General features: G+C 43.0%; 13 protein-coding genes. 7 read left to right on the top strand and 6 right to left on the bottom strand.

Annotation, left to right across the window (positions count from 1 at the left end; all coding sequences use genetic code 11):
* The coding region (locus HMPREF2573_RS09545; RefSeq protein WP_228141149.1) for a YadA C-terminal domain-containing protein at window positions 1-531 on the top strand (531 nt) is incomplete at its 5' end.
* Between the two features lie 145 nt (window positions 532-676).
* Here the strand turns inward: HMPREF2573_RS09545 and HMPREF2573_RS03495 are convergent.
* Window positions 677-1,564: a LysR family transcriptional regulator gene (locus HMPREF2573_RS03495; protein ID WP_003662705.1), complete on the bottom strand. Its 888-nt coding sequence runs from the start codon at window positions 1,562-1,564 to the stop codon at window positions 677-679.
* Between the two features lie 258 nt (window positions 1,565-1,822).
* Between HMPREF2573_RS03495 and HMPREF2573_RS03490 the strand changes: the two genes are divergently transcribed.
* Window positions 1,823-2,455 carry a DedA family protein gene (locus tag HMPREF2573_RS03490; RefSeq protein ID WP_036335617.1) on the top strand — a complete coding sequence of 211 codons (633 nt, stop codon included), beginning with the start codon at window positions 1,823-1,825 and terminating at the stop codon, window positions 2,453-2,455.
* Window positions 2,456-2,518: 63 nt separating this feature from the next.
* Here the strand turns inward: HMPREF2573_RS03490 and HMPREF2573_RS03485 are convergent, their stop codons facing one another.
* The gene (locus tag HMPREF2573_RS03485; protein ID WP_003658874.1) at window positions 2,519-2,887 is read right to left on the bottom strand and encodes an outer membrane protein assembly factor BamE; all 369 of its coding nucleotides are present in this window, start codon (window positions 2,885-2,887) and stop codon (window positions 2,519-2,521) included.
* A gap of 233 nt (window positions 2,888-3,120) precedes the next feature.
* On the opposite strand from HMPREF2573_RS03485, the gene fur reads away from it, so the two are divergent.
* Window positions 3,121-3,561: a ferric iron uptake transcriptional regulator gene (gene fur / locus HMPREF2573_RS03480; RefSeq protein ID WP_003657811.1), complete on the top strand. Its 441-nt coding sequence runs from the start codon at window positions 3,121-3,123 to the stop codon at window positions 3,559-3,561.
* Window positions 3,562-3,739: 178 nt separating this feature from the next.
* On the opposite strand, the gene HMPREF2573_RS03475 is transcribed toward fur, so the two are convergent.
* Complete coding sequence (locus tag HMPREF2573_RS03475) at window positions 3,740-4,789, bottom strand: type IV pilus twitching motility protein PilT (RefSeq protein ID WP_070472569.1); 1,050 nt, start codon at window positions 4,787-4,789, stop codon at window positions 3,740-3,742.
* A 287-nt stretch (window positions 4,790-5,076) separates the two neighbouring features.
* Here HMPREF2573_RS03475 and HMPREF2573_RS03470 point away from each other — a divergent pair, with 287 nt between their 5' ends.
* Window positions 5,077-5,787: a YggS family pyridoxal phosphate-dependent enzyme gene (locus HMPREF2573_RS03470; protein ID WP_003658880.1), complete on the top strand. Its 711-nt coding sequence runs from the start codon at window positions 5,077-5,079 to the stop codon at window positions 5,785-5,787.
* Window positions 5,788-5,840: 53 nt separating this feature from the next.
* Here HMPREF2573_RS03470 and HMPREF2573_RS03465 read toward each other — a convergent pair whose 3' ends face one another.
* Window positions 5,841-7,532 (bottom strand): NAD+ synthase, encoded by a 1,692-nt coding sequence (locus tag HMPREF2573_RS03465; protein WP_003663201.1) that lies wholly within the window; start codon window positions 7,530-7,532, stop codon window positions 5,841-5,843.
* Between the two features lie 248 nt (window positions 7,533-7,780).
* On the opposite strand from HMPREF2573_RS03465, the gene HMPREF2573_RS03460 reads away from it, so the two are divergent.
* Entirely contained in the window at window positions 7,781-8,044 is a 264-nt protein-coding gene (locus HMPREF2573_RS03460) for a hypothetical protein (protein WP_228141148.1), read from the top strand.
* Window positions 8,045-8,116: 72 nt separating this feature from the next.
* On the opposite strand, the gene HMPREF2573_RS03455 is transcribed toward HMPREF2573_RS03460, so the two are convergent.
* Entirely contained in the window at window positions 8,117-8,464 is a 348-nt protein-coding gene (locus HMPREF2573_RS03455) for a cell division protein ZapA (protein ID WP_003657819.1), read from the bottom strand.
* Window positions 8,465-8,499: 35 nt separating this feature from the next.
* Window positions 8,500-8,859, bottom strand: a complete 360-nt coding sequence (locus tag HMPREF2573_RS03450) for a hypothetical protein (protein ID WP_003657821.1) — start codon at window positions 8,857-8,859, stop codon at window positions 8,500-8,502.
* A gap of 294 nt (window positions 8,860-9,153) precedes the next feature.
* Here HMPREF2573_RS03450 and HMPREF2573_RS03445 point away from each other — a divergent pair, with 294 nt between their 5' ends.
* Window positions 9,154-9,792, top strand: coding sequence for a UPF0149 family protein (locus tag HMPREF2573_RS03445; protein WP_003663202.1), 639 nt, complete (start codon window positions 9,154-9,156; stop codon window positions 9,790-9,792).
* Between the two features lie 14 nt (window positions 9,793-9,806).
* Window positions 9,807-10,778 (top strand): riboflavin biosynthesis protein RibF, encoded by a 972-nt coding sequence (gene ribF, locus HMPREF2573_RS03440; RefSeq protein WP_003657824.1) that lies wholly within the window; start codon window positions 9,807-9,809, stop codon window positions 10,776-10,778.
* Window positions 10,779-10,803 lie beyond the last annotated feature (25 nt).

Raw genomic sequence — 10,803 nt, 5'->3', positions numbered from 1 at the left:
ACGCTCACCAAAAATCAAAATACTTTGATTGAAAAAGATAAAGAGCATGACAAATTAATTACTGCAAACAAAACTGCGATTGATGCCAATAAAGCATCTGCGGATACCAAGTTTGCAGCGACAGCAGACGCCATTACCAAAAATGGAAATGCTATCACTAAAAACGCAAAATCTATCACTGATTTGGGCACTAAAGTGGATGGTTTTGACGGTCGTGTAACTGCATTAGACACCAAAGTCAATGCCTTAGACACCAAAGTCAATGCCTTTGATGGTCGTATCACAGCTTTAGACAGTAAAGTTGAAAACGGTATGGCTGCCCAAGCTGCCCTAAGTGGTCTATTCCAGCCTTATAGCGTTGGTAAGTTTAATGCGACCGCTGCACTTGGTGGCTATGGCTCAAAATCTGCGGTTGCTATCGGTGCTGGCTATCGTGTGAATCCAAATCTGGCGTTTAAAGCTGGTGCGGCGATTAATACCAGTGGTAATAAAAAAGGCTCTTATAACATCGGTGTGAATTACGAGTTCTAATTGTCTATCATCACCAAAAAAAGCAGTCAGTTTACTGGCTGCTTTTTTATGGGTTTTTGTGGCTTTTGGTTGTGAGTGATGGATAAAAGCTTGTCAAGCGATTGATGAATATCAATAAATGATTGGTAAATATCAATAAAGCGGTTTAGGGTTTTTGGATATCTTTTAATAAGTTTAAAAACCCCTGCATAAAATAAAGCTGGGCATCAGAGCTGCGAGTAGCGGCATACAGCTGGCAATGCACGCCTGTACCTAGGGGGCGTGAGACCACCCAGCCTTTGCGTTCGTATTCTAGGACAACCCAATCAGGCAGAGCGGCAACGCCATGTTCGGAGGCGACCAGCTGAATGAGCATGGCGGTCAGCTCAGTTGTGCGGATGTTGGCAGGTGCTACCCCATTGGGCGTCAAAAATTGGGCGATGATGTCCAAATGGCTTTCTTCAACAGGATAGGCGATCAGCGTTTGGTCGCACAAATCTTGGGGGGTGATGACTGATTGGCTTGCCAAAGGGTGAGTTGGTGCGACCACCAATCGGCTTTCATAAGTAAATAGCGGTAAATAGTCAATGCCATCAATGGGCAAATCGCTTGAGGTGATGAGTAAATCAATCTCGCCATCTACCAGCATTTGGTGTGGCTCAGGGTCAAACCCTGTTGAAAAATCAAGCTCAACATCAGCATATTGCCCACGATAGGTGTTTAAAATCGGCATCAGCCAATCAAAACAGCTATGGCATTCACTCGCCAAACGCAGCCTACCTGCTTGACCATGTGCGAGGCGTTTAATGTCGGATTGGGTGCGTGCCACCTGTGGTAAAATACGCTCTGCCAACTCAAGCACCATCAAGCCTGCTGGGGTGAAGCTGATGGGGCGAGTACGCCGATTGACCATCGTAATGTCATAATAGTTTTCAAGCTCTTTGAGCTGATGACTGATGGCTGAGGCCGTTAGGTTCATCTCATCGGCGGTGGTGGCAAGCGACCCATGGCGTTTTAGGGCGTGCATCATCTGTAGGTGGCGAATCTCTAGCATAATAAAGCCATTTGTTGGTATTGTTTACATTGACATGAAATTTGAAATTGTATATGAGCAGCATTTTATCATAATATCAAACAACATTCATGTTGTCTTAATAACCAATATGATGGCTTTAGTTTTTGGGATATTTCATCTATGTCTGTGTATCAAACATTTAAGCAATCCAAAATTTATTAAGAGTGTTTTTTTGATAACATAGGCATGTTTTGAATAAAAAGTTTGAGTAAAAAGTGGGGAATTATGGGCATGATGATGCAGCTGATGGACTTTATTTTGACCATTGATCAGCATTTGGCAATATTTTTACAAGATTATGGCATGTGGATTTATGGCATCTTATTTTTGATTATTTTTGTTGAAACTGGGCTTGTGGTGATGCCGTTTTTACCTGGAGATAGTCTGTTATTTGCTGCAGGTGCGTTGGCCGCTGTGACAGGTGCGATAAATCCGATCTTATTGATCATACTGCTGTCTTTGGCGGCGGTGTTGGGCGATACACTCAATTATCACATCGGTAAATATATCGGACCTAAAGTATTTGTCACAAATTCCCGCTGGATCAATCATCAGCACTTGGTTAATACACAAAAATTTTTTGCAACACATGGCAAAAAGACGATTATTCTTGCACGCTTTATCCCGTTTGCTCGTACCTTTGCACCATTTGTGGCAGGTGCGGGCAGTATGCATTATCGCTATTTTTTAAGCTATAATATCATCGGTGGGTGTTTATGGATTATGTCATTTGTGCTACTGGGTTATTTTTTTGGGAATCAGCCTGCCATTAAAGATAATTTTACTTATGTGATTTTTGGTATTATTATTTTTAGCATCTTGCCAGTTATTTTTAGTTTTATTAAACAAAAACTTAATAAAGCCGCTTAGCGGATGTATAAGCGGCTTATGTATAGTTAATACGGCTGTATGGTTCATACGACCACACCAGTATTAATGGCGAGTATCAGGCAAGCTGTCACGACCGTCAATGCGTGTCACGATGCCTTGGTTATTAAAATGAATGCTCAAGTATTGCGATGCGTTTTTAATGTCGGATTTTTTTTGGCGTTTGCCATCCGTGCCTGCGGTATGGTCATAAATATAATCCCAGCGGTTTGGTGCTAGGGTGTCACGCAAGGCAGGCGAGCCAAGTAAATATAGCACTTGGTTGGCATTCATGCCCACTTGTATTTGATTGGCTTGGGCGGCAGATAGTGGCGTGCCTTGAGGTAAGTCGATGGTATACACCCGAAAGGCACTGCAGCCAGTCAAAGCAAGCACCAAGCCTAAGCCGACAGCTTTGTAAGTCATCTTTTGCATTATGATTCCCATATGGTGATGAAATGTGATCATATTAAACCAAAGACTTATCATTATGCAAGTATCTTTTGCGATTTGGGCAGTTTTGATGATGATAAGTTTTGATGATTGGATAAATCAATCATAAGCTTTTGGCATATGGTGATGATTTTGGGGTGCAAGCAGGGCGATTTTATGATACATTATTAATTAATTTATATGATTGAATATCATCAAGTTAGGATGGATAATATATGGCTTTTACAAATAAAGATTTGCGTAAAGCTGGCTTAAAGGTTACTTTGCCTCGTATCAAAATATTAGAACTGCTTGAAAATGCTGAGCATCATCATATGAGTGCTGAAGATGTCTATCGTGCATTAGCAGCACAGGGCGAAGATGTGGGTTTGGCAACGGTGTATCGTGTTTTGACCCAGTTTGAGCAAGCAGGCATCGTTGAGCGACATAATTTTGAGAATAATTTATCGGTCTTTGAGATTGTCCAAGATGAACATCACGATCATCTGGTCTGTGATGTGTGCGGTAAGATTGTTGAATTTCATAATTCAGTCATCGAAGAAGAGCAGTTTAAGGTTGCCAAAGCGCATAATTTTAAGCTATCAGGGCATTCGCTGATACTATACGGCGTATGTGATAGCCCAGAGTGCCTAAAATCAAGCGATGAAACCCAATAAATCTGAGTCAGCTCTGTTAAGTGTAACTCTGTTAAGTGCAATTCTGTTAAGTGTAACTCTATTAACATCCGTTGCATGTCCATCAAATCCACCCAAAGGTCAAAAAATCCAAAAGCTCAGCAGTTGGGCGGCGTATCTTAAGCCATTGATTATCATAATTTGGGTGGCAGATTATGGGTTATCGCAGCATATTGATTTGTTCGTTGGCAGTGGCTGGCGTAATTTTGCCTGTTTCAGCCAAGCGTGATAAAGATTGCGTCAAATCAATCATACCTTGGGCCAAACTGGTCTGAATGACAGAAGGCAGCTGAGAAATTTTATTTTCACGAATCAAATGGGCAACCGCAGGCGTATGCGTGAGAATCTCAAACGCTGCCACACGACCACCGCCTTGGGCAGGCAATAGCCGTTGGGCGACCACTGCCTTTAGTGAGTCGGCAAGCATCGTGCGAATCATGTGTTTTTCGCCAGCATCAAACACCTCGATGATACGGTCAATGCTCTTTGGGGCATTGACCGTGTGCAAGGTTGCCAGCACCAAATGCCCAGTTTCGGCAGCTGTCAGTGCCAAGCGAATGGTCTCAAGATCACGAAGTTCGCCAACTAAGATCACATCAGGATCTTCACGCAATGCTGAGCGTAGGGCATTTTGAAAGCTTCGGGTATCTTTACCGACTTGCCTTTGATTAATCAGCGAAAGCTTGGAGCTATGCTCATATTCAATGGGGTCTTCAATGGTGATAATGTGCTTTTTTTGGTGTTGGTTGATGTGGTCGATAAAACTGGCAAGTGTCGTTGATTTGCCTGAGCCTGTTGCTCCTGTGATGAGTACCAAGCCTGCCTGAAGCTTGGCTATTTTTAGCATACTCTCATAAACATGTTCATCATAGCTTAACTGTTGTAGGCTGGGAATGTGTGTTTTTATCACCCGAAAAACAGCCGCTGCACCGTGTGCCTGAAAAAATACATTCACCCGAAAGCGAGCGATGCCATCAAGCGAAAGTACAAAATCATGTTCAAGATTGTGTTGCCATTGATGATAATCTGTGTCATCCATCACAAAGCGTAGCATCTGCATGATACCATCTGTATCAATGGGCGTGATGTCCATGGGCAAAAGATTGCCATCAATACGCAGCATAATGGGCTGTTGGGCGGATAAATGTAAATCTGAAGCGTTTTTTTGATGGGCAAATCTTAATAACTCCATCAAATCAGGCGTATTCATGGCATACTCCAAATGCAGCCACAATAAAGCGGTGACCGCAGTTAAGTGGTGGTTCAAACTGTGTTACAATGCCAGTTGGGCGACATTGAATGACTAATGTTTTTAATGACTTATGTTAATGATGAGAAGCTGCCCAAGCGGTTAAGTGATGCCCAATGACCAAGCTATTGGGATAATCGCTTGGTTGTAATGGTAAATGACTGGGTAACAGCCGCCTAGGTTTTATTAATTTTTATTAATCCAAAATCAAAAATTAGCCAATTTTAAACCCTAAAAGAAGGTGCGTAATGGACGCTATGATAACCATTGATGATAATCAGTTGCTGACCAATTACCGCTTGATTAAGCAGGCACTTAATACCGCTAATGATCAAGCTGTGCAGATGAATCCAACTCATCGTCCTGCCAAACTGATTGCAGTTTCTAAAACCAAGCCTGTTGCGATGATACAAACCTTATTTCATCAGGGTCAACAGGATTTTGGTGAAAATTATCTGCAAGAAGCACTGGGCAAAATCAGTCAATTATCACAATTACCCATCATTTGGCATTATATTGGTAGCATTCAGCGTAACAAAACCCGAGATATTGCCAAGCACTTTGATTGGGTGCATACCTTAGAGCGTGAAATCATTGCCCAGCGTCTCAATGAGCAGCGTGCAGGCATGCAGCCGCTTAATGTGTTGATACAAATCAATATTGATGATGAAAGCAGTAAATCAGGCTGTAAACCAACCGAACTGCCCACGCTCATAGAACAAATCATCAACTACAAAAACCTAAACTTGCGTGGCGTGATGGTCATTCCAAGTCAGCAAACCGTAGATGCGTTTGCCCGCACAAAAGTACTATTTGATGCGATGGCAAGGCGTTTTGACTTGCCAAACTGGGATACCATCAGCATGGGCATGAGTGGCGATATGACACAAGCGGTAGCACACGGTTCAACCATGGTGCGTGTGGGAACAGCGATTTTTGGTGAGCGAGACCATCGGTAGTTTGCCATCATAAATGATACAAAACGCTCACTGATGTAAGCGTTTTGTATCATTTAGCCTTTGATTGACCAGCCATTCACCAATGGGTAACGGCGTTCACGACCAAACGATTTTTTGGTAATTTTGGTACCGATAGCACCTTGTCTGCGTTTGTACTCAGCACGATCCACCATGCCTAGGATTTTTTCGACAGTTTTTGGTTCAAATCCTGCCGCCACAATTGCCTTATAGCCCAAATCGTCATCAATATACATTTTTAGGATGCTATCAAGCGTCTCATAATCGCCTAGACTGTCTTGGTCTTTTTGGTTGGGACGCAGCTCAGCACTGGGCGGGCGAGTGATCACTCGTTCAGGGATAACAGGATTATCCTCCAGGCGATTGCGATAGTTCGCCAAGCGATAGACATCGGTTTTATACACATCTTTTAGGACATCAAATCCGCCCACCATATCACCATAAAGTGTTGAGTAGCCAACGGCATTTTCAGACTTATTGCCTGTTGAGATGACCATATGCCCAAATTTATTAGACAGTGCCATCAAGATCGTGCCACGAGCGCGCGCTTGTAAGTTTTCTTCGGTGACATCAGGCTCGCTATTGGCAAGCAGTGGCGCTAAGGCTGAGCGTAAGCCTGCCACAGCATCATGAATGGGGCAGACAGTATAAGACACATTTAAGCGTGCTGCTTGGGCTTCGGCATCTTCTAGGCTGATTTGAGCGGTGTATTCATACGGCATCATCACGGCATACACCCGATCACAACCCAACGCATCAACCGCAATACAAAGGGTGAGTGCACTGTCAATACCGCCTGATAGGCCAACAATCACTCCTTTAAAGCCTGAGCGATTGACATAATCTCTTAGGCCCACGACCAAAGCTTGATACATCTCAGACTCTTCAGACAGTACCAAAGGTGCTTTAGCTTGTGTATCAAAGGTTTTGTTTTGGGTGTCAAACCGTGCCATCAAAAGCTGATTTAAGAATCTCACGCCTTCGTGTGCCACACGGCCATCTGATTGTGTGATTAAAGAGCCACCATCAAAGACAATGTCATCTTGGGCGCCAACGGTATTGACATAAATGATGGGCAAATGATGGGTGGAGGAGTGTCGGGTTAACAGTGATTTGCGGGCGGTTTGTTTACCAATTTCAAAAGGTGACGCATTGATGACGATGACCAAATCAGCCCCTGCTTGTTTCAGTGCCTGAATGGGTTCATCATGCCAAATATCCTCACAAATCAAAAGACCAATTGTTACGCCTTTATAATCAAACAAGACTTGATTAAGACCTTTTTGGAAATATCGCTGTTCATCAAAGATGCCGTAGTTTGGTAGGCATTGCTTATGATAAAAGCCTTTTTGGCTACCATCTTGTAAGATGGCGGCCGAATTGAATGTGCCATGATGATCAATGTGCGGATAACCCAAAATCACGACGATGCCTTCGATTTCGGCAAGTTTTGCCATCGCTTCACGCACCCGTTCACCCAATGTTGGGCGTAATAGTAAATCTTCGGGCGGATAACCTACCAAAGCAAGCTCAGGAAAGATAACGATATCTGCACCACGAGCTTTGGCGTCTAGGGTTAAAGCGTGCATTTTTTTGACATTACCTGCGATGTCCCCCACCCAAAAATTGGTCTGAATGATCGCAAAAGTCATTTGACCTGTCGTGGTATCTGCGGTATGAAAACTGGTTTGTGTGCTATCGGTAGCATCGGTTTTGGCTTTTGGCATTTGTAATATCCTTGAAATTTGTGAGCATTGGGCATCATACCAAGTGCGTTTAAATTGATGTCATAAAAAATGCAATGACCTCACTGTCGTCGCAAATTTCATAAACAAATTTTGTAAAAGTGGCAAATACGCCAAACATTCTGGCTTATCAAAATCGTTGACAAACCTGCAAATAGTATAGCATAAACCCCCAAACTTTGTGGTATAGTAATCTTAGGTTTCTAAAAATTAGTGGTGAATTGGCGTTTATGTTTGCTTTTATTTTAAATATTATCATCATCAGTGTGGTCATGTGGCTGTTTTTGAAATTTATGTATCCTAAGCCACCCAAAGCGTTCTTCCCCAAAGAAGGCGATGATACAAGCGTGCGGCATTGCCACTACTGTGGGCATGCGTTGGCAACCTATCGTGGTATTTTATTGAACGAAAAACAGCCTAATGAACGGTTTTTTGTAATGCTGACCATCTCAAATCTTATGCCGATACTCATCCAAAAGAAAATTTACCAATGATTAATGATTGATAGCTTTTGGGTTAACATCAAAAACGGTAGTTTTTATGCTACCGTTTTTGATATGTTTGACTCAAAGCATCGAGCGTGCTTGTTGATTGATTTTATCTATCATGGCGGCGACTTTGGCTTTTTCGTCATCGGTCTTGGTGATTTGAGTTTTTAGGGCTTGTACTTCATCATACAGCTCCAAACAAACCAGCACCAAAAACTCTTCATTGGTCGGTGTTTTGTGTTTGATTTCACGGCGTAGATCACGGATTTTGTGGTTGATGTATTCAGCCCCATGCTCTAGGTTTTTAATTTCGTCGACTGGGCAGACAATCCGATGCGGCGTACCTGCGATACTGATATCAATTGGGCGAAATTCTTCTTTGGCGATGATGGCCGATGATGGTGAATTTTGGGTGTCTTGACTCATAATGATTCCTTAACAAAACTGTTGAATGAACGCATCTAGTTGGAGCGATCAATTTTTGACAGCCAATCACGAATCACCTCAGCGCGTGAGATGGCCAAGGCGTTTTTGTCTTTTAAATCTTGATTTTGGGTGATTAACGCTCGATTGGCTTGATAAAGCTCATCAACTTGCTGTTCTAGGGCATTTTGGGTTTGTTGCAGGTCATCCACACGGTTATTATGATGATCAATATCAACCAATGCCTGATTAAGCTTGGCTTGTAGTGTTTCGATTTGTTTGGCACTATCGTCATTGGCGATGCGTTGTTTGAGATTGGCAAGTTCGGTTGCGGTAACCGCATATTGCTTTTTCATGGCGATGATCGTCTGCTCTAAGGCTTGTAATTGAGCTAACATAAGATATCCTAAGTTGATCAAACAAAATTTAGCTAAGCTTATCTTAGCATGGCTTTGGATTGTGTTGTCAAATTTTTTGTAAAAATTACATAAAAGTTGGTCATTATGATATTAAAAAGTTTTTAGATATCATCATGGTTTAATCAAAACACGCGCATAAACTGGCATGTCTGTGTTATAATACTCTGTTTTTTTTGAGCGATTATTTAAAGGTAAATTTTAACAATTTTTGACAAAGGTTTGATGAGCCTTAAGGGTTAACTGATGTCAACAACACACGAATAAAGGCAAACTATGGCAACAGATTATTTATCAGGTTGGGATGATTGGGTGTCAGCATTTGGTGACTGGACAGACATATCGATCAGTGAGTTGCATGGCATTATGACTGGCATCATGACTGTGTGTCATGCACCCGATACCGATGGTTGGGTGCGTTTATTAGAAGAAATGAGCTTTGGGATACCTAGTGAATCGGCACTTGAGCTGTTGACTGACTATGCCGAAGATGTCAGCTTTGCACTCAAAGATAAAGATGACGCATATGGCTATGAACCCTTAGTACCTGATGATGAGCATGAGTTGTATGAGCGTGTTTTGGCACTCAAAGACTGGGCGGGCGGTTATATCACTGGCATCGGTGTGGCGGGTGTGACATTAAGTGCAGATGAAAACGAGCTGATTGGTACTTTGATGGAGATTGCCGCCATTCGCTTGGATGATGAAGAAAGTCTAGAGGGCGGTGAGGAGATGTGGCTACAGTTATTTGAGTTTGCTCGCATGGTGCCTGTCAGCTTGGCTGTTCGTCAGCGTCAAGATGTCAAAAACTTGGCATTATTAAAAGGTCTGCCGCCTGAAGCGAAGACAGCCAATGAGCTTGCATCAGAAAAGTTGGCGGTGCCAGTCATTGATGTGATGGCAAGCAAGCAATAGGCGATATATTTTTCATGCAAATCATTTTTTTAGACAGCCATCATTTACCGACACTGCCACCACTTGCCTTGACCATCGGTAATTATGACGGCGTTCATTTGGGTCATCAAGCGTTATTATCAGCACTGGCTGATGATGCCAAAGCGATGGGTTTGTTACCTGCGGTGATGGTATTTGAGCCACAGCCTAGAGAATATTTTTCGCCTGATAATCCACCAGCTCGATTGACCAATTTGACCGAAAAAGCAGAGCAAATCACGCAATTGGGCGTTCAATATCTGATTGTGGCAAGTTTTGATGATGCATTTCGTTCATTATCAGCGGCGGCGTTTGTTGATCTTTTGCACAGCTTAAATGTGAGCCATCTTGTGCTTGGTGATGATTTTCGTTTTGGTCAAGATCGTGTTGGCGACAAAGCATTTTTGCAAGCTGCAGGATTTAGCGTAGATAATTTGCCCAGCATCACCCAAAATGGCGTACGCATCAGCTCATCTTTGGTGCGTCAAGCTTTGGCGGTCGGTGATTTAAACGCTGCCAAATCTATGTTGGGTCGCTCTTATGGCATAACTGGCGTGGTCGAGCATGGCGATAAGATTGGGCGAACATTGGATTTTCCAACAGCAAATGTGTCTTTGGGGCGTCTAAAGCCTGCACTACATGGCATTTTTGCTGCCGATGTCATCGCCTATCAAAATGGCGTGCGTTTGGATTGGGCATCGCTGGGTCAAGGTGGTGTGATGGGTCTAAAACAGGGCAGTTTATTTGGTGCCGTTAGCATCGGATTACGCCCCAGTGTGGGCGGTAAACAGTGGCGACTTGAGGTGCATTTACCTGATTTTAACGGTGAGCTATATGGCGTGACGCTTTGGGTGGTGTTTACGCATTTTTTGCATGGTGAACGGCATTATGATGGTGTTGATGCCCTAAAGGCAGGCATTACCAACGATGTGGTGGCTTTGCTTGCGTGGCGAGATGATCAAGGGTAGCGTTCTTTATTGAATAAAACATATG

The organism is Moraxella sp. HMSC061H09, from assembly GCF_001809255.1.
Classification (GTDB): domain Bacteria; phylum Pseudomonadota; class Gammaproteobacteria; order Pseudomonadales; family Moraxellaceae; genus Moraxella; species Moraxella catarrhalis.
Note: the sequence above shows the minus strand (reverse complement) of the source record. Positions and strands in the feature narration are given on the sequence as shown.